Source organism: Streptosporangium sp. NPDC053982, from assembly GCF_055585205.1.
Window position 1 is genome coordinate 15,284 of record NZ_JBVJKQ010000004.1, and the last position, 19,466, is coordinate 34,749.

13 protein-coding genes and 1 pseudogene are annotated in these 19,466 nt (G+C 75.0%); 12 read left to right on the forward strand and 2 right to left on the reverse strand.

Going from position 1 to position 19,466, the window contains the following annotated elements; translation table 11 throughout:
- The first annotated feature begins 6 nt into the window (after window positions 1–6).
- The 10 genes and pseudogenes from ACZ6W9_RS07570 to ACZ6W9_RS07615 all read left to right on the forward strand — a co-directional run bounded on the left by ACZ6W9_RS07570 (window position 7) and on the right by ACZ6W9_RS07615 (window position 10,822).
- A complete protein-coding gene (locus ACZ6W9_RS07570) occupies window positions 7–2,631 on the forward strand; it encodes a DUF5682 family protein (protein WP_470116898.1) in 2,625 nt (874 codons plus the stop codon).
- Window positions 2,628–3,818: a VWA domain-containing protein gene (locus ACZ6W9_RS07575; RefSeq protein WP_470116899.1), complete on the forward strand. Its 1,191-nt coding sequence runs from the start codon at window positions 2,628–2,630 to the stop codon at window positions 3,816–3,818. Before ACZ6W9_RS07570 ends, ACZ6W9_RS07575 begins: the two co-directional genes overlap by 4 nt.
- Window positions 3,819–4,070: 252 nt before the next feature.
- The gene (locus tag ACZ6W9_RS07580) at window positions 4,071–5,075 is read left to right on the forward strand and encodes a polysaccharide deacetylase family protein (RefSeq protein WP_470116900.1); all 1,005 of its coding nucleotides are present in this window, start codon (window positions 4,071–4,073) and stop codon (window positions 5,073–5,075) included.
- Window positions 5,072–5,905: a formyl transferase gene (locus tag ACZ6W9_RS07585; RefSeq protein WP_470116901.1), complete on the forward strand. Its 834-nt coding sequence runs from the start codon at window positions 5,072–5,074 to the stop codon at window positions 5,903–5,905. The genes ACZ6W9_RS07580 and ACZ6W9_RS07585 overlap by 4 nt, the downstream gene beginning before the upstream one ends.
- 141 nt (window positions 5,906–6,046) lie before the next feature.
- Complete coding sequence (locus ACZ6W9_RS07590; RefSeq protein ID WP_470116902.1) at window positions 6,047–7,399, forward strand: MFS transporter; 1,353 nt, start codon at window positions 6,047–6,049, stop codon at window positions 7,397–7,399.
- A gap of 108 nt (window positions 7,400–7,507) precedes the next feature.
- Window positions 7,508–8,521 carry an enolase C-terminal domain-like protein gene (locus ACZ6W9_RS07595; protein WP_389960826.1) on the forward strand — a complete coding sequence of 338 codons (1,014 nt, stop codon included), beginning with the start codon at window positions 7,508–7,510 and terminating at the stop codon, window positions 8,519–8,521.
- Window positions 8,522–8,676: 155 nt separating this feature from the next.
- Window positions 8,677–8,934: pseudogene (locus ACZ6W9_RS07600) on the forward strand (type II toxin-antitoxin system RelE/ParE family toxin); the annotation flags it as partial.
- Window positions 8,935–9,049: 115 nt separating this feature from the next.
- Complete coding sequence (locus ACZ6W9_RS07605) at window positions 9,050–9,382, forward strand: helix-turn-helix domain-containing protein (RefSeq protein ID WP_470116903.1); 333 nt, start codon at window positions 9,050–9,052, stop codon at window positions 9,380–9,382.
- Between the two features lie 54 nt (window positions 9,383–9,436).
- Window positions 9,437–9,685 carry a DUF6221 family protein gene (locus ACZ6W9_RS07610; protein WP_389960830.1) on the forward strand — a complete coding sequence of 83 codons (249 nt, stop codon included), beginning with the start codon at window positions 9,437–9,439 and terminating at the stop codon, window positions 9,683–9,685.
- Between the two features lie 117 nt (window positions 9,686–9,802).
- On the forward strand, window positions 9,803–10,822 hold the full coding sequence (locus tag ACZ6W9_RS07615; protein ID WP_389960831.1) for an alpha/beta hydrolase: 1,020 nt from the start codon (window positions 9,803–9,805) through the stop codon (window positions 10,820–10,822).
- 93 nt (window positions 10,823–10,915) lie between these two features.
- Here ACZ6W9_RS07615 and ACZ6W9_RS07620 read toward each other — a convergent pair whose 3' ends face one another.
- Complete coding sequence (locus ACZ6W9_RS07620) at window positions 10,916–12,406, reverse strand: alpha/beta hydrolase family protein (RefSeq protein ID WP_470116904.1); 1,491 nt, start codon at window positions 12,404–12,406, stop codon at window positions 10,916–10,918.
- Window positions 12,407–12,583: 177 nt separating this feature from the next.
- Between ACZ6W9_RS07620 and ACZ6W9_RS07625 the strand changes: the two genes are divergently transcribed.
- Both ACZ6W9_RS07625 and ACZ6W9_RS07630 read left to right on the forward strand, forming a co-directional pair.
- Window positions 12,584–13,711, forward strand: coding sequence for an exonuclease SbcCD subunit D (locus ACZ6W9_RS07625; protein WP_362929447.1), 1,128 nt, complete (start codon window positions 12,584–12,586; stop codon window positions 13,709–13,711).
- Complete coding sequence (locus tag ACZ6W9_RS07630; RefSeq protein ID WP_470116905.1) at window positions 13,712–17,998, forward strand: AAA family ATPase; 4,287 nt, start codon at window positions 13,712–13,714, stop codon at window positions 17,996–17,998.
- A gap of 90 nt (window positions 17,999–18,088) precedes the next feature.
- On the opposite strand, the gene ACZ6W9_RS07635 is transcribed toward ACZ6W9_RS07630, so the two are convergent.
- Window positions 18,089–19,438, reverse strand: coding sequence for a threonine/serine exporter family protein (locus ACZ6W9_RS07635; protein ID WP_470116906.1), 1,350 nt, complete (start codon window positions 19,436–19,438; stop codon window positions 18,089–18,091).
- Window positions 19,439–19,466 lie beyond the last annotated feature (28 nt).

Consider the following 19,466-nt stretch of genomic DNA (forward strand, 5'->3'; position numbering starts at 1 on the left):
CTGCCGATGAGCGTCTCGGTGCTGGGGATCCGGCATCACGGGCCGGGGTCGGCGCGGTCCCTGAGAGACGAGCTCGAACGTCTCAAGCCGGACATCGTGCTCATCGAAGGGCCACCCGAGGCCGACGCGCTGGCGGGGCTGGCCGCCGACCCGGACCTCGAACCTCCGGTCGCGCTGCTGGCCCACGTGCCCGGAGAGCCGTCCAGGGCGGCGTTCTGGCCGTTCGCGGAGTTCTCCCCCGAGTGGCAGGCGATCCGGCACGCCGTGCGGACGGGCGTCCCGGTCCGCTTCTGCGACCTGCCCGCGGCCCACGGGCTCGCCCTCGACCGGGACGACTCGCCGGACGGCGGCTCCGCCGGTGACGGCCCCGGCGCGGGCACGCCCGGATCAGGCACGCCCGGATCGGACGCGCCCGGATCGGACGCGCCGGGTGACGGCCCCGGTGAGGTCCGGCCCGGGGGCGTTCCCGATGACGGCTCCGGTGACGGCCCCGGCGCGGGCACACCCGGCGCGGGCACGCCCGGCGACCGGCCGCGGGAACGCGACCGGGACGCGGCGGAGTCCGGGCCGCCGGCCGTACAGATCGACCCGATCGCGGTCCTCGCCCGCGCCGCCGGCTACGACGACCCGGAACGCTGGTGGGAGGACGCGGTCGAGCACCGGGGCGACACGCCGTTCGAGGTGATCGCCGAGGCGATGACGGCGGTCCGCGACGGACACGTCCCCGACGCCCGCGAGGCCCGGCGCGAGGCGTACATGCGGCGCACGATCCGCAGGGCCGTCAAGGAGGGGTTCGAGCGGATCGCGGTCGTCTGCGGCGCCTGGCACGTCCCCGCCCTGACCGGTGTCCCGGGCGGGGGCGGCTCCTGGGGCGCCGGGCTGCCCCCGGCCAGGGCCGACGACGCGCTGCTGCGGGGCCTGCCCAAGGTCAAGGCCGAGATCACCTGGGTGCCGTGGACGTACGGCAGGCTGGCCGCCTGGAGCGGCTACGGCGCCGGGGTGACGTCGCCGGGCTGGTACCACCACCTGTTCGCCTCCGCCGACCGGCCGGTGGAGCGGTGGCTGACCGCCGCCGCCGGCGTGCTGCGGGACGAGGGACTGCCGGTCTCCTCGGCGCACGTCATCGAGGCGGTACGGCTGGCCGGGAGCCTGGCCGTGCTGCGCGGCCGGCCCCTGGCCGGGCTCGCGGAGGTCACCGAGGCCGCGCGGGCCGTACTGTGCGAGGGCGACGACCTGCCGGTGGAGCTGATCCAGCGGCGCATGGTCGTGGGGGAGCGGCTCGGCCACGTCCCCGACTCAACGCCGATGGTGCCGCTCCAGCGTCACCTGCGCGAGGAGCAGCGCCGGCTCCGGCTCAAGCCCGAGGCCCTCGACCGCGAGGTGGATCTCGACCTGCGCAGACCCCTCGACCTCGACCGCAGCAGGCTGCTGCACCGGCTGCGGCTGCTCGGCGTCGACTGGGGCGTCCCGGCGCGCAGCCGCGGCAAGGGCACCTTCCGCGAGTCGTGGACGCTCGCCTGGCGGCCGGAGTTCGACATCGACCTGATCGAGGCGGGCGCCTGGGGCACCACCGTCCCGGCCGCGGCCTCCGCCAGGGTCCGCGACCTGGCGGACGGCGGGTCGCCCTTGAGCCCGTCCGCGGCCGGTGCCCCGGGTCCGGCGGGTCCTGTCGTTCCCGGCGCGTCCCCCGGCGGCCCCGGTGCGCCCTCCGGTGGTCCCGGCGGCTCCGGCGGCTCCGGCGGTCGGGGCTCCGCCCGGGTGTCGCTGGCCGACCTCACCGGGCTCGTCGAGCGTTGCCTGCTGGCCGACCTGCCGGACGCGCTGCCGTACGTCCTCGACACGCTGGCGGCGCGGGCGGCGCTCGACGGCGACGTCACGCACCTGATGGCCGCGCTCCCGGCGATGGTGCGCGCCCGGCGCTACGGCGACGTGCGCGGCACGCCCGCCGGGGGCCTGGCCGCGATCGTCGACGCCCTGCTCACCCGGATCTGCGTCGGGCTGGGTACGGCGGTCACCGGCCTGGACGACGACGCCGCCCGCGACCTGCTGCGCCACCTCGACGAGGTGCACGCGGCCGTGGCCCTCCTCGACGGCGGCCCCGCCGCCCCGGCGTCCCCTTCCGGTCCTTCCGGTGGCGTCTCCGGTGACGAGGCGCCGCGCGGACGGTGGACGGCCGCGCTGCGCGGACTGTCCGGCCGTTCCGGCCTGCACGGACTGATCGAGGGCCGACTCACCAGGATCCTGCTGGACGCCGGGGACCTCGACGACGCGGAGGCCGGCCGGCGGATGGCGCTGTCCATGTCGGCGGGGCACCCCCCGGCCCGCGTGGCGGCCTGGATCGAGGGTTTCCTGTCCGGTGGCGGCCTGCTGCTCGTCCACGACGCCCGGCTGCTCGGGCTGGTCGACGGGTGGCTGACCGCTCTGGCCCCGGAGGTGTTCGTGGACGTGCTGCCGCTGCTGCGCAGGACGTTCGGCGCGTTCGCCGCGCCGGAGCGGCGCTCGATCGGCTCCCGTGTCCGGACGCTCGGCACGCGGGAGATCGCCGCCACGGCCGACGAGATCGACGAGGCACGCGCGGCCGGCGCGGTGCGGACCGTGCTGGCGCTGCTGGGAAGGGCGGAGAGCGCATGACCGCACAGGAGACGGGCGTGGATCCGGCGGACGACGAGAGGCTGCGCCGTTGGCGGCTCGTGCTCGGCGGGGACGCCGACGGCACCGGGTGCGCGCTGTCCGGCGCCGACGCCCGGATGGACGGCGCCCTGGCCGCCCTCTACAACCGCGACGGCGGCGAGGGGCCGGGGGAGCGGAGCGGCGGCCTGGGCGCCTCGGCGCCCCGGGTGGCGCGCTGGCTGGGCGACATCCGCTCCTACTTCCCCTCGACCGTCGTCCAGGTCATGCAGAAGGACGCCGTCGAGCGGCTGAACCTCACCCGGCTGCTGCTGGAGCCGGAGATGCTGGAGGCCGTCGAGCCGGACGTGCACCTGGTCGGCACCCTCCTCTCGCTGAACCGGGTGATGCCGGAACAGGCGCGAGAGTCGGCCCGGGCGGTGGTCCGCAAGGTCGTCTCGGAGCTGGAGCGGCGGCTCACCCAGAAGACCAGGGCGGCCGTCACCGGTGCGCTGGACCGCTCGGCGCGGACCCACCGGCCCAGACGGGCCGCCGACATCGACTGGGACCGTACGATCCGGGCGAATCTCAAGAACTACCTGCCCGACCGCGGCACCGTGGTGCCCTCCAGGCTCGTCGGGTACGGCAGGCGGCAGCGCGCCGTCCAACGCGAGGTCGTGCTGTGCATCGACCAGAGCGGGTCGATGGCGGCCTCCGTGGTCTACTCCAGCGTCTTCGGCGCGGTCCTCGCCTCGATGCGCTCACTGCGGACGTCGCTGGTGGTCTTCGACACCGCGGTCGTCGACCTCACCGACCGGCTTCACGACCCGGTGGAGCTGCTGTTCGGCACCCAGCTCGGCGGCGGCACCGACATCAACCGCGCCATCGCCTACGGTCAGGGCCTCATCACCCGGCCCACCGACTCCATCTTCATCCTGATCAGCGACCTGTACGAGGGCGGCGTCCGGGAGGAGATGCTGCGCCGGGTCGCGCAGATGACGGCGGCCGGGGTCCAGGTGATCGTGCTGCTCGCGCTGTCGGACGAGGGCGCGCCCTTCTACGACCGGGACAACGCCGCCGCGCTGGCGGCGCTGGGCGTCCCCGCGTTCGCCTGCACCCCCGACGCCTTCCCCGGCCTGATGGCCGCCGCGATCGAGCGGCGCGACATCGGCGGGTGGGCCGAGCGGGAGCTGGGCCGCACGGCCACCTGACCACCGATCCGTGCGGCCACCGATCCGTGCGGCCACCGGGCCGTCGGCCATCCGGCCACCAGGTCGCCCGGCCACCAGGTCGTGCGGCCACCTGACACCGGCGGGGACGGGAACGGAGGCCCTGTCCCCGCCGGACGCCGGCCGGCGGCCCCGGTGGATTTTTGGCCCATTCCAACGATGCGTTTGACTTTCCGGGCGAACTATGTGAATCCACCGTCTGATAGCGTCGCCGTCATGCCGGGATCATGTGTCGTGTCCATTGACACGGAATTCGCGTGGGGCGTCGACCCCTCCGGCCTGTCGCGTTATTCGTGGTTGTTCGACGAGGAGCCCCGGACCGTCCGCCGCCTGATCGACCTGCTGGACGAATATCTGATTCCTGCGACGTGGGCGGTCGTCGGGCGCCTTCTGCTGGAACCGGGCGGGGAAAGGCGGCGGACCCCCGAGAGCTGGTACCACGCGCCGTACATCCTGGACTGGATCCTCGGCGCACGCGCTCCGCACGAGATCGGCACCCACACCTTCAGCCACCTTCACACCGGGAATCCGTCGGTGACCCGTGAGGAATGGGTGAGCGACCTGGAAACGGCGGTCCGGACGGCCCGCGAACTCGGGGTGGACATACGTTCCATTGTTTATCCCCGCAACCAGGTGGCGTACACCGAAATTCTCCCTGATTTCGGAATCATCGCGTACCGGGGGGTCGAAAAGACCTGGTACGGCAGCGGCCGGGGCGGCCTGCATTTCCTGGACCGGGCCCTCGGAGTGGCCTCCCCGACCTATTCCCCGTCCGGGCTCAGAGAGGGCGACCGCCTGGTCAACATCCCGGCGTCACAGTTCCTCATGGGGGACAACGGCGTACGGAGGATGATCCCGCCCTCCTCCCGGATCAGGCAGGCCAGGCTGGCCCTCGACCGCGCGGCCCGGCGGGGGGAGATCTACCACCTGTGGTTCCACCCCTTCAACCTGGGCGGCGGCGGACGGATGTTCCAGACGCTGGAGCGGATCCTGCGGGACGTGGCCGCGCGCCGCGAGCGGGGAGAGCTGACCGTCGTGACGATGGGCGAGGCGGCCCGACTCGTCCTCCAGGAGACGGCCGGCCGAACCACGGGACGGCCCGATCACATCGTGGGAGGGACCGGCCACGCCACCGGACTGACCGGCAGCACCTCCGGGCGGACCGGCGACGCCTCCGGACGGGCCGGCCACGCCCCGGGACCGGCCGGCGACCCCACGGGGCGGCGGAGCCCGGCGTGAGGCCCGTGGTCGTCCTGGCCTCCCGCAGCAGGACGTCGTACCTGCTGATAAACCACCTGGCGGCCAGGTTCGACGTGGCCGCGGTGGTCTTCGAGAAGAAGCACCGCGGGAGGTTCCTCCGCCACCGGCTGCGCAGACTCGGCCCGCTCCGGGTGGCGGCGCAGCTGGCGTTCGTCCTCTACGACCGCCTGGTGATAGTGCCGAGGTCGCGCGCCGCCATCGAGCGGCTGCTCGCCGGCCACGACGTGCGCCCGCCCGACGGGCGGCTCAGGGTGCTGGACGTCGCCTCCGTCAACGGTCCGGAGGTGACGGGCCTCCTCCTCGCGGAGCGGCCCTCGGCGGTCGTGGTGTCCGGCACGGGCATCATCGCCGGACGGGTGCTCGGCCTCGCCCCGGCCTTCGTCAACATCCACACCGGCATCACGCCGAGGTACCGGGGGGTGCACGGCGGCTTCTGGGCGGTGTGCGAGGGCCGGGCCGACCTGGCCGGGACGACGATCCACCTGGTGGACCCCGGCGTCGACACCGGCGAGATCCTCTTCCAGGAGACCGTCTCCGTCGATCCCTTCGAAGACACCTACCGAACGCTTCCCGTGAAGCAGTACCTGGCCGCCCTCGACGCCATGGCGGAGGCCGTACGGCAGGTGACGAGCGGGCAGGCGCGGCCCTACCGGCGGTCCGACCTCGACAGCGAGCAGTGGTACACGCCCACGCTCCGCGACCACGTCCGGTTCCGGCGCGCGATGAGGGCACTCCGCGGGCGGACCGGCGACCGCTTCGCGCCGGAGGCGGTGCCCGCCGCGCAGGGGGATCCGCAGAGCCCGTCCTGACACCGGGGACCGCGGCCACGCCGGCCGTACGTCCGGTCCCGGCACCCGGGACCGGACGCCACGTCGACCGCAAGGTCCTAGGACCAATGACGGGGTGTACGGCCGACGCCGCGCGCGGGCGCCCGCCGTAATCTCCCTTCCGTGACTTCTGCAGCGACCGCCGTACCGGCGGAGGGAATCTTCGCCAGACGCCACCGCGCCCTGACCGTGGGCCTGGTGGCGATCATCACCCTTGTCGCGTTCGAGTACCTGGCGGTGGCGACCGCCATGCCGGTCGTGGCGGACGAGCTGCACGGGCAGGGACTGTACGCGCTGGCGTTCAGCGGGGCGCTGGCCGCCGGCGTGGTCGCCACGGTGCTGGGCGGGCGGTGGAGCGACGTCTCCGGGCCGGTCGCGCCGCTGTGGACCGGCGTGGCGACCTTCATCGCGGGCCTGGTGGTGGCGGGGGCCGCGCCGACGATGGACGTGTTCCTCGCCGGCCGGTTCGTCCAGGGGTTCGGCGGCGGCGTCTTCCAGGTCTCGATGTACGTGCTGGTCTCCCGGGCCTACCCGGCGACACTCCACCCCCGGGTGTTCTCCGTCTTCGCCACCGCCTGGGTGGTGCCGTCCATGGTCGGCCCTGCGGTCGCCGGATTCGTGGTGGAGAACACCGGCTGGCGCTGGATCTTCGGCGGCGTGGCCGTGCTCGTCCTCCCGGCCGCGCTGCTGCTCCTGCGTGGCCTGACCACCACGCCGATGTCGGAGCGGCCGCCGCGGGGGGAGCTGACCCCGATCGGGCGGCGACTGGGCTGGGCGATGCTGGCGGCGACCGGCGCGGCGCTCATGCAGTACGGCGGCGCGGCCCGCGGCGCGGGCCTGCTCCTGCTCCTCGCCGGCCTGGCGCTGCTGGCCGGGTCGCTGCCCCGGCTGCTGCCCGCCGGCGCGCTGCGCGCCGCCCGCGGCCTGCCCGCGGTGGTCGGGCTGCGCGGGATCGCGGCGGGCGCGATCATGGGCGGCGAGGCGTTCCTGCCGCTGATGCTCAACCAGCAGCGCGGCCTGACCCTCACCATGGCCGGCCTCACCCTGACCGGCGGCGCGCTGAGCTGGTCGTTCGGCTCGTGGGTGGTGGGGCGCAAGCGGATGGACCGGGTGCTCGTCCTGCGGTCGGGCATGGTGCTCATCACCGTGGGCCTCGCGCTGATGGCCGTCACCGTCTTCACGGCGGTCCCGGTCGCCGTCGCGTTCCTCGCGGAGATCATCGCGGGCCTCGGCATCGGCATCGTGTACCCGACGCTGTCGGTGCTGGTCCTGGAGCTGTCGAGGCCGGGGGAGGCGGGGGAGAACAGCGCGTCGATGGGCGTGGCGGAGTCGGTCTACACCGTCGTGTCGATCGCGGTCGCCGGCGCGGTGCAGGCCGTCCTCGGCGCCGCGACCCTGACCTATGTCCTCTCCTTCGTCCTCGTCGCCCTGCTGGCGGCGGCCGGGGCACTCGTCGCGGGCAGAGTCAGAACCTGATTACCGTTGGAGCATGGGAAGAACGCCGCTCTCCTCCGTGTTGAGACGCAAGTCCCGCCTCCGGGCGGGATTCGTGTTTCGGCGCTTCGGGGAGATCAAGGGGGTTTCATGCCGCGCGTACGTGAGCTAGAGGTGTTCCGGGTGGTCCTGCCGTACGGCAGGCGGCCCGAGAGCCTCATGGTCCGGCTCACCGACTACGGGGGCATGACCGGATGGGGCGAGGTCGTCGATCCCGACGCCAAGACGTGGGCGGCGATGGAGGAGGGGCTCGGCAGGGCGCTGATCGGCGTCGACTGGGAGCATCCCGACGAGCTGGGCGTGGTCCCCGGGGGCTCCGCCTCCGACATGGCCTGCTGGGACCTGTGGGCCCGGATGTGCGGCGTGCCGCTGTCCCACGCGCTGGGCGGCAACCGCACCTACCTGACCGCCACCGTCCGGATAGCCGCCGAGCGCGACCTGGACAGCCTGGTCGCCCGGGTGAACCGCCATGTCTGCGCGGGATACACCCACGTCACCCTGGACGTCCACCCCGGCTGGGACATCGAGCCGCTGCGCGCCGTCCGCCGTACGTACCCGGCGCTGGGCATCGGCGTGGACGCCCACGGCGCCTACACCGACGTCGGCGCGCTGGAGGCGCTGGACGGCTACGCGCTCTCCGCCATCGAGCGACCCTTCGCCGGGCCCGCCGGCTTCGCCGACCACGCCGACCTTCAGGAGCGGGTCGCCGCGCCGGTCCTGCTGGAGACGTCCTCGGTGGCCGGATTGTGCGAGGCGATCGCCGCGGGGGCCGGGCGGGCGCTGCTGCTGCGTCCCGCGGCCATGGGGTCGCTGCGCGAGGTGCGCCGGGCACACGACCATGCCGTCGCCGCGGGCTGGGAGATCTCCTGCGCCGGCGGGCAGGGCGGCGGGCTCGCGCGGGCGGCCACGGTCGCCGCGGCCAGCCTGCCGGGCTGCGGCCTGCCGTGCGACGTCGCCGAGCCGCCGCGCAGCGCCCAGATCGTGACGCCGCCGGTCGGAGCGTCCGGCGGGGTGGTGGCGGTGCCGCTCACCCAGCCGGGCCTCGGCCACAACGTCGACGAGACCCGCGTCCGCCGCCTGGCGAAGGAGTCGTACGCGGCCTGACGGCCGGCCGGGGCCCGCCCGGCCCGGTCCGGTTCCGGCGCTTCATCGGCCCGGCCATCAGTGTGAGTGGTTCCGCCATGCCAGAGATTCCGGCCACCCCGTCGACTTTTCCGTAACGACCCGGGCGCGGCATAAGGATAATTTATATTGGCTGCATGGCTTGGGAGATCACGCTGCACACCGAGGTGAACGCCTGGTTCCTCGACATCTGCAAGAACGACCCGGCCGCCGCGGAGAAGATCGAAGAGGCGCTGGACGAACTCGCCCTGCAAGGTCCGAAGCTCGGCCGCCCGCTGGCCGACCGGATCCACCACTCCCGCGTCCTGCACAACCTCAAGGAGCTACGCCCCCGGGTACCGGGCGGAGCGGAGATCCGCCTGCTGTTCGTCTTCGACCCCACTCGGGAGGCCATCGTGCTGGTCGCCGGCGACAAAACAGGAGAATGGAACCGGTGGTACCGCACGGCGATCCCCTGGCGGAGGAACGCTACGCCGCATACCGTATCGAGAAGGAAAAGGAGGAGCACCGATGAGCGAGTTCGTGAAGTGGTCCGACACCAAGGCCAGGCTTCGCGAGATCGACCCCGAGTGGGACTCCCCCGAGCGCGTCGCGGCACGGGAGGCCGGTCGCGAGCAGTTGCGAGCGGAACTGCGCGGCACCCAGCTCGCCGAGATGCGCAAGCGACTGGGCGTCTCCCAGAAGCTTCTCGCCGAGCGCATGGGGGTCTCCCAGGCGCGCGTGTCCCAGATCGAGCACGGCCGGATCGGCGGTCTGGACACCCTGCGTTCCTATGTCGTCGCACTGGGCGGGACGCTGGACGTGGTGGCGGACTTCGGCAACCACGCCGTGAGGGTCGCCTGAACCGTCTCCGGACGCGGGCGATGGGCGAGCGGCCCCTGTGGAATGGCGGGTGACGTGGATGAACTGATCATGTTCCTGCGCCGGCGCATCGACGAAGACGAGCGAGAATGGCGCAGCCCGCCTCGGAAGCTGAGGTCGATGGCCGCGAAGATGCTCGGTGACGTCGAGACGAGGCGACAGATGATCGACCGCATCTCCAACGGTGAGCGGACCCATGATGATCTCCTGACCTTGATGGCGCTCGCCGGACGCTATTTCGACCATCCCGACTTTCAATCGAAGTGGTGGACATATCCGGATTGATCGCTCGGGCGAGGGTGCTCCGGCTTCAGGATGATCAGGCGCGCTCTGTAGAGGACCGTAGAAGGCTGAGGCGAGGTCCGGTCGGCCCGCCGGTCGCCCTGAAATAGGATGCCGCGCATGTCCTCCCCCGAGACCGGACACGGTGCGGTCGATCCTGAAACCCCCGCCGGGGACCATGGCCGCGAGGGCGACGCCCCGGCGCACGACGTCCTCGGCCCCGGCTACGAGCTCACCGTCCTGCCCATGGCCGACGACGACGAGGGGAAGGTCGTCGCCACGCTGGTGCGCCGGCGCGCCGCGGAGCCCGCGCGCGGTGCCGTGCTGTACGTCCACGGGTTCACCGACTACTTCTTCCAGAGCCACCTGGCCGAGCACTTCGCCGCCGGAGGGTTCGACTTCTACGCCCTCGACCTGCGCAAGTACGGCCGCTCGCTGCTGCCGCACCAGACCCGCGGGTTCGTGCGCAGCGTCACCGAGTACTTCCCGGAGATCGACGAGGCGGTCCGGATCGTCCGCGAGCGGGACGGCCACGGCACGGTCGTCCTCAACGCCCACTCCACCGGCGGCCTGGTGACCGCGCTGTGGGCCGACCGGGTCCGCGGCCGCGGCCTCGTCCAGGGACTGATGCTGAACAGCCCCTTCCTCGACCTCAACGTCCCCGCCCCGCTGCGGATCGCGGCCGACCTGCTGAGGGGGCCGATGGCGAGGATGCCGCGGCGCGCCGTACTGCCCCTCGGCACCGCCACCGCCTACGGCACCAGCCTGCACCGCGACCACCACGGCGAGTGGGACTTCGACCTGGAGTGGAAGCCGATCGGCGGCTTCCCGGTGCACGCGGCCTGGCTGGCCGCGATCCGCCGGGCCCAGCGGCGCCTGCACGCCGGTCTGCGGGTGGACGTCCCGGTCCTGGTGCTCTGTGCCGCCAAGGGGCTGCGGCTGCGTGACTTCGCACCGGAGGCCCAGGCCGCCGACGTCGTGCTCGACCCCGAGCAGATCGCCCACTGGGCGACCAGGATCGGGCACCACGTGACGTGCGTGCGGGTGGCGGGCGGCGTGCACGACCTCGCGCTGTCGGCCGAGCCGGTCCGCGGGCGCGTCTTCACGGAGATGGACCGCTGGCTCGCCTGCTACGTCTGACCGAGCCGTACGGCCGGCCGCTCCCGCGGGCCTGTCTCCTGCACAAGGCCCACCAGGCCGTACGGCGCGCCGCCCCGGGCGGCCCCACCGGATCTACCAGGGGAAGGCGAACAGGCTGTAGTAGGCGCCGGCCACCAGCAGCACGCCGGTGCCGCCCAGCACCCCCGCCGTCGCCACGCGCTGCGCGCGGTTCGGCCGCCAGCCCTGCCCGATCCCGGAGGCGACCGCCGCGACGGCGGTGATCTCCTGCACCAGCATGAGCACCGCGAGGATCCGGATGACGAGCCAGCCCGAGAGCACCGCCGGCCACGCCCCCGCCTGGTTGACCGAGAACAGCACCAGCAACGTGAGGAACGCCGCCACCGCGGCCAGCAACCCCGCGCCGGTCCACGCCATCCGGCGCAGGCGGCGGCGGATCGGCGGCCACACCAGGGCACAGGTCTCGGCGTGCGGCCGCCGCCCGCGCAGCCGCACCACCATCTCCGCCACCGGCCCGGCGACGTATCCGGCGAGGGTCAGGAAGAGCGCGAGCGTCAGGACCGCGCCCCCGGCGTACCAGGGGGCGCTGGGCGGATCGCTGGCCTCGAACCGCTGGACGGGGGTGGCCCCGGCGACGCGCACGGCGGGCCGCGCGGTGCCGGGCAGGCCGGTGACCCAGTTGGCCAGGGTCGGCAGGTAGTCGCGGACGAACGGGCCGCCGTGGACCCGCATCCCGTGGTCGGCGCCGTCCAGGTAGCGGATCGTGTAGTCGGGGTTGCCGCCCGCGGTGAGCGCCTCGGTGAGCGCCCGGCTGCTCTCCACGAACGGGATCGACGGGTCGCGCGTGCCGTACAGGGCGAGGACCGGCTGGCGGACCCGGCGCAGTACGGGCGTCCCGTCGTAGCGCAGGAAGTTCATGTGGACGGCGCTCATCGCCCTGATGATGAGGTCGCGTACCCCGCCGGGCGCGTGCAGCCGGTCGAGCTGCTCGCCCATCGCCCAGGTGACCTGCCGCAGCGGGGAGACGTTGGGCGCCGACACCAGCACGGCGAAGGCGACGTCGGCGCTCCTGGCCGCCGCGATCGGGACCACCCAGCTGCCCTCGCTCACCCCCCACAGGCCCGTCCTGGCCGGGTCGACGTCGGGGCGCTCGCGCAGCAGGGTCAGCATGCGCAGCGCGTCGTCGGCGAGCAGGCCGAAGTCGCGGTCGCGGAAGTCGTAGCCGACCGTGCGCTTGTCGTAGGCCAGGGTGACGACGCCGGCCCTGGCCAGCCATTCGGCCTGGGTGGCGAACTCCCCGCGCAGCCCGGCGCCGGCCCCCTGGACGAACACCATGGCCGGGTGCCGGCCGGGCGTCAGCGGAGCCCGTACGGTGGCCTCCAGGGTCACGTCCCCGGCCTGGACGGTGATGTCCCGCGTGGTGATCGGGGCGGTCGCGGCCACCGGCCGGAGCTCGGCCGGGGGCTGGGCGGGCAGCGCACGGAAGACCGGCCCGGCGCTCAGCGGCGCGGGGTCGAACTGCGGTGGCAGGACGTAACCCACCAGCGCGAGAATGATCATGGCTATGCCTGCGGCGGCGCTCACCGCGCCCCGGCCAACCCGCATGCCGACCCGCTTCCCGATCGTCACCCGCCTCGCGGGAGGACCCCGCCCCCGGTGCGCGACCGGTACGGCCCCCCTGATCATCCAGGGTACCCAGCCCCGTGCCCGCGGGGTATGGGGCGTTTCCCATGTGACGCAAGTAGCCACATTTGCCTCCGTGGCCTGTTAGCTTCAGGTGACATGCGCCTGCTGCACACCTCGGACTGGCACCTGGGCCGTTCGTTCCACCGCGAGAGCCTCCTGGCCGCCCAGGAGGTCTTCGTCGACCACCTGGTCGAGACGGTCCGCGCCGAGAAGGTCGACGTGGTCGTGGTCTCCGGTGACGTCTACGACCGCGCGCTGCCCTCGGTCGACGCGGTGCGGCTGTGCGACGTGGCGCTGCGGCGGCTGGCCGCCGAGGGCGTCCGCACGGTGCTGATCAGCGGCAACCACGACTCGGCGCGCCGCCTCGGGTTCGGCGCGGACCTGATGGACGCCGCCGGGGTCCATCTGCGCACCGACCCCGGCCGGGCCGGTGAGCCCGTGGTGATCGACGACGTGGCGTTCTACGGCATCCCGTACCTGGAGCCGGAGCTGGTCCGCGGGCCGTGGGAGCTGCCCGAGCGCACCCACACCGCGGCCCTCGGGCACGCCATGTCGCTGGTCCGCGCCGACCTGGCGCGCCGGGGCGGCCGGTCCGTCGTCCTGGCCCACGCCTTCGTGACCGGCGGGCGGGCCAGCGACAGCGAGCGCGACATCAGCGTCGGCGGCGTCGCCCACGTCCCGGTCTCGGCCTTCGACGGCGTCGACTACGTCGCGCTGGGCCACCTGCACGGCCGCCAGACGATGAGCGGGACCGTCCGCTACTCCGGCTCCCCGATCGCCTACTCCTTCTCCGAGGAGGGGCAGGTCAAGGGCTCCTGGCTGGTGGACCTGGCGCCCGGCGGCGGGGTGAGCGCCGAGTTCGTCGAGGCGCCGGTGCCCCGTCCGATCCGCACGCTCAAGGGGCGTCTCGACGACCTGCTCACCTCGGCCGAGCACGCCCGCCACGAGGACCACTGGCTCCACGTGACGCTCACCGACCCGGTTCGGCCGAAGGGCGCCATGGAGCGGCTCAGGGCCCGCTTCGAGCACACCCTGGCGCTGTCCTTCGAGCCGGAGGGCGGCGTCCGCGAGACCGTGACGCAGCCGCGGCTGGCCGGCCGCGCCGAGATCGAGGTGGCGCTCGACTTCGTCCGTGAGGTGCGCGGCGAGGCCGCCGACGATCACGAGACCCGGTTGCTCCAGGAGGCCGTCGAGGCCTGCCGCATCAAGGAGGCGATGGCGTAGATGCGTCCGCACCGTCTGTGGATCAGCGCCTTCGGCTCCTTCCCCGGTGAGGAGGAGATCGACTTCGAGGCCCTCACCGAGGCCGGGCTGTTCCTGATCCAGGGCCCCACCGGCGCGGGCAAGACCACGGTGCTGGACGCGCTCTGCTACGCCCTCTACGGCAGGGTGCCGGGCAAGCGCGACAGCGCCAAGAGCCTGCGCTGCGACCACGCCCCGCCCGGCCGGGGGCCCAGCGTCGCGCTGGAGGTCACCGTCCGGGGGCGGCGGCTGCGGATCACCCGCTCCCCCGCCTGGCAGCGCCCCAAGAAGAAGGGCGTCGGCACCACGCGCGAGAACGAGAAGGCCGTGCTGCAGGAGCTCCTCCCCTCGGGGGAGTGGACGGGGCTGACCACCCGGGTCGACGAGGCCGGGGAGCTGATCGGCAACCTGCTGGGCATGAACGCCGACCAGTTCTTCCAGGTGGCGATGCTGCCCCAGGGCGACTTCGCCCGGTTCCTGCGCGCCGACGGGGAGGACCGCCGCCGGGTCCTGGAACGCCTGTTCACGGTACGGCTCTACGCCGCCGCCGAGAACTGGCTGGCCGAACGGCGGACCGAGGCCCACCGCGAGCAGCAGACGCTGCGCAGAGAGGTCGACTTCGCCGTCAAGCGCCTGGAGGAGGCCGCGGGCCCGGCCCTCCTCGCCGCCCTGACCGCCGCCCCCGAGGCGCCGGGGACGCCCGGCGGCGGGGACGCGGTGAACGGGGACGCCGCGGGAAGCACACGGGGCACCGGGGACGCCGGGGACACGGCGGACGGGGACGCCGCCGGGAGCACCGGGGACGCCGAGGGCATCCGGGACACCGAGGACATCGGAGACGCCACCACGGGGACCGGGAAGCCCGGGGACGAAGGGAGGCCCGGGGGCGAGGGGGACCTCGGGGACACCGGGGACACGACCGCCGCCCCCGTCCCGGCGCCGGACCCCGAGGACGACCCTCGGGGCTGGGCCGCCGCCCTGGAGGCGCTCGCCGCCCGGGAGGCCGCCCGGGCGGGCCTGGCCCGCGCCGACAGCGAGGCGGCGGTACGGCGGGCCCGCGCGGAGCTGGAGCGGGGCATGGCCCTGGCCGACCGGCGCCGCCGCCACGCCGACGCGCTGGCACGCGGTCACGCCCTGGAGGAGACCGCCGAGGAACGGGCCGACCTGGAGATCATCCTCGCCGAGGCGGCCCGCGCCGACCGGGTGCTGCCCTTCCTGCAGGCCGTCGAGCAGCGTGCCGGGGTCGCCGAGAAGGCCCGCGGCCTGGCCGCCGACGCCCTCGCCCGGGCACTGCCCCTGCTCGGACTCTCCGGCGACGACGCGGGCACCCCGAACGCCGAGAGCGCCCCGGACATCACGGCCGCCGTGGACGTCGCGTCCGGCGCGATCACCGCCGGCGGCGCGGCGGTCGCGGACGCCGTGGACGTCGCGATCGCCGCGGACGTCACCCCCGACCGCCTGACCGGACTGGAAGGCGATCGCCGCGCCGAGATCAGCCGGCTGGCGGAGCTGCGCGCCGAGGAGGCGCGCCTGGCGCGGATCCGCGAGGAGCGCGAGCGCGCCGCCGTCGAGATCGCCGATCTGGGCGCGGCCCAGGACGAGACCGACGCCCGTCTCGCGGTCCTGCCCGGCCTGCGCGAGGACGCCGAGGCCCGCCTGGCCGCGGTCCGCCTCGACGCGGCGCGCATCCCGGCCGCCGAGGCCGCCCGGCAGGCCGCCGCCGCCCGCCTGGCGGCGGCGGAGCACCGCGACCGCCTCGCCGCCGAGCTGGCGGACGCCCGCCGTGACGTCGCCGCCCGGCTCGCCGCCCTCCCGGACGCCCTCCGCCCGGCCGGAGGCCCCGCCGCCGCGGCCGCCCCCGGTGTGCCGGACGCTCCCGGCGCATCGGGCAGTCCCGGCGTATCGTCCGCTTCCGGCACGTCGGGCGGCCCCGCCGCGCTGCGCGAGGCGCTCGCCGTCCGTGAGCGCGAACGCGGCGAGGAACTGGCCGCACTGGAGGGCCTGCGGGCCGACGAGGACCGCCTGGCCGAGCTGGAGCACCTGCTGGCCGGCCTGGACGCAGAGCTGGCCGCCGCCGAGGCCCGGGAGGCCGCGCTCCAGGAGGCCCAGCGGGACCTCCCCGCCGCGCTGGGCGAGGTGTCCTCCCGGCTGGCCGAGGCCAGGTCGCGGGCGGCCCGGGTGCCCGCCGCGCGGGCCGCCGCGGACGCCGCCGCCGCCCGGCTCGACGCCGCCCGCCGCCGTGACGGGCTCGGCGTGGAGCTGGCGGAGGCCCGTACGGCCCTGGCCACGGCGACCGACCACGCGCAGCGGCTCCGCGACCGCCACCTCGACCTCCGCCAGGCCCGGATCGACGGCATGGCGGCCGAGCTGGCGGCCAAGCTCAGCCCCGGCGAGCCCTGCGCGGTCTGCGGCTCGCCCGACCACCCCGCCCCGGCCGCCCCCGCCGCCGAGGCCCCCACCGCCGAGGACGAACGCGCAGCCCAGAGCGCCTACGACGCCGCGGCCGAACGGCGCCGGGCCGCAGAGGTCACCGTCACCGCCCTGGACTCCCGGCTCGGCGAGGCACTCGCCGTCGCCGGAGACCTCCCGGCGGCCGGAGCCGAGGAGGCCGTCGGCGAGGCCCGCCGTGCGCTGGCGGACCTGTCCGCCGCCGCGGAGACCGAGGCCGCGCTCGCCGCGGAGGCCGACCGCCTCGCGGCCGAGCTGGACGACACGCGACGGCGGGCCGCCGAGGCCGCCCGCGCGCTGGCCGAGGGCGGCGCCCGCAGGTCGGGCTGGCGGGCCGAGCACGACCGGCTGACCACCAGGCTGGACGACGCCCGCGGCGCCGACCCCACGGTCCAGGCCCGCCGCGACCGGCTCGCCGGGGAGGCCGCGCTGCTGGCCGCCGCGCTCGCCGCCGCCGTCCGCGCCGCCGACGCCGAGACCGCCCACCGCGACGCGTGCGCCGCCGCCGTCGCCGCCATGCCGGTCGGCTCGGAGCCGGCCGCCGCCGGTCCGACCTTGGCGGACGCCGCGGCCGGGCTGGCGGAGGCCGAGCGGGCCCTGGCCCGGCTGCGGGAGTCCGTCGCCGCCGAACCGGCGCTCGCCGAGCAGGCGGACCGGATCGCGGCCGAGCTGGAGGCGGCGCGGGAACGCTCGCGTGAGCTGGCGGTCACCCTGGCCGCCCGCCGTACGCACGCCGACAAGCTCGCGGCGGAGGAGGAGCGGCTGGCCGCGCGCCTCGACGAGGCCCGCGGTGACGACCCGAGCCTGACCGACCGGCTGGATCGGCTGGCCGACGAGGCGGAGCTGCTCAGGGAGGCGGCCGAGGCCGCCAGGGAGGAGCGGGTCGCCGCCGCCGAGCTGGGGGCGGCCCGGACCCGCGCCCTGGCCTCCGTCGCCGAGGCGGGCTTCCGGAGCGCCGACGACGCCCGTTCGGCGGTCCGTCCGCTCGCAGAGCAGGAGGAGAAGGCCGCGCGGCTGCGCGGGCTCGACGAGGAACGCGCCGCCGTCACCGCCATGCTGGCCGACCCGGAGCTGGTCGCCGCCGCCGCGGAGCCCGAGCCCGACCTCGACGGGCTGCGCGGGGACCACGACGCCGCCGACGAGGCCCACGCCGGCCTGCGGTCCGCCCTGCACGGCGCCGAGGTGCGCCGGGAGCGGCTGGCCGCGCTCCGCGCCGAGCTGGAGGGGTGCCTGGACCGCTGGCTGCCCGCCGCCGAACGGCACCGCCTGACCGAGCGGATGGCCGCCCTCACCGGCGGCAACTCCACCGACAACCGGTGGAACATGCGGCTGTCGTCCTACGTCCTCGGCGAGCGGCTGCGCCAGGTGGTCGCGGCGGCCAACGAGCGGCTCGACCACATGTCCGGCGGACGTTACCTGCTGGAGCACAACCTCGGCCGCTCCGCCGGAGACCGCAGCAGGTCAGGCGGCGGCCTGGGCCTGCGGATCCTGGACGGCTGGACCGGCGTGGACCGTGACCCGGCGACGCTGTCCGGCGGGGAGAGCTTCATCACCTCGCTGGCGCTCGCGCTGGGCCTGGCCGACGTGGTGACCGCCGAGGCCGGCGGAGTGGAGATCGGCACGCTCTTCGTCGACGAGGGCTTCGGCACGCTCGACGAGGACACCCTCGACGGCGTCCTCGACATCCTCGACGGCCTGCGCGACGGCGGCCGGGCCGTGGGCATCGTCAGCCACGTCGCCGAGCTGCGCACCCGCGTCCCGGCGCAGCTGCGGGTCCGCAAGGAACGCCGCGGCTCCACCCTGTCCGTGACCGGCGTCTGACCTCCGGGACGACACGGCCGGGAGCCACGTGCGGGGCCGGTACGGCGGGCGGACCCGAGCCCACGGCGGCCGATCCGAGGGACGGCGCGATCAGGAGCCGCGGGTGCGGCGGGCCGCCGGGCGCGGGATGAACGGCCTGCGTGCCCGCCGGGCGGCCGGCCGTACCCGCCGGGCCAGGTCGGATCCGGTGACCGCCCGCACGACCTCCGCGCCGAGCATGACCCCGGCGCCCAGGGCCAGGGCGGTCGACAGGGCCTGCAGCAGGCTGGACATCCCCGCGTCGGCGTGACCGAGGTTGGCCTCCAGCATGCCGCGGTACAGGGCCGTTCCCGGCAGCAGCGTGCCGATCGCCGGAACCGTGACCACCAGCGACGGCACCCGGGCCGCCCTGGCGTACGCCGCGCCGAACAGGCCCACGGCCGCCGCGGCGACGGCCGTCGCCAGCACGACCGGGACGTCCCAGCCGCACAGCAGCACGAAGACCACCCACGCCAGCGTGCCGCCGATCACCGCGGCCGCCAGGTGCCGGGGCGGCACGAGCAGCGCGACCGCGAACGACAGCGTCACCCCGGCCGATCCCAGCAGCTGCGCCGGCTCCAGCAGCAGCGGCGCGGCCGGCACGTCCTCCACGCTCAGCGGCACGCCCAGGCGGACCGCGGTGTACAGGGTGACGCCGATCCCGGAGACGACCGCGGTGAGGATGAAGAAGACCTCGAACAGCCGGCCCGTCGCCGTGACGTACTCGCCGGCGATGCCGTCCTGCACGCAGGCCACCATCAGCCGTCCGGGCAGCAGCGCGACGACCGCGCCGACCACCACCGCCTCGGCTCGCACCTGCACGCCGAGCGCGATCAGCAGCACCGCGGCCAGCGAGCCCAGCATGGCCGCCACCGCGATCTGGAAGAACTCGGCCACGCCCCGGCCCGCCAGCCACGCGCTGGCCCGGTCGCCCAGCACGGTGGCGGCGAACGCGGCGAGCGCGACCCGCGCGCCGCCGCCGACCAGGATGCTCGCCGAGGCGGCCACCGCCGCGACCGCCGTCACCAGGAACCAGTCCGGGTACACCCGCACCCGCCGGGTGATCCGCCGCAGCCGAGCCTCCGCCTCCTCCAGCGGCAGCTCTCCCGCGGCGGCCTCGGCGACCAGGGCGTGCACCGCGATCAGCCGGTCGTAGTCGGGCAGCCGGCGGCGGACCCGCCGCTCGACGGTGACCGGCACGCCGCCGTCCGCCGGGACGTGCGACAGCGTGATGGCCGACAGGTTGACGTCGGCCTCGCTGTGCGGCACGCCGTACGCGTCGGTGATCCGGCGCATGGCGCCGGAGACCGTCTCGTTGGACTCGCCGCTGCCGAGCAGTAGTTCGCCCACGCGCAGAGCCAGAGCCATGGTCAGGTACAGGTCACGCCGCGGAGGTGCCTGCTCCAGCGGTGTCGACGACACCGTTTCCCCCGATACTTCCGAAATAGAA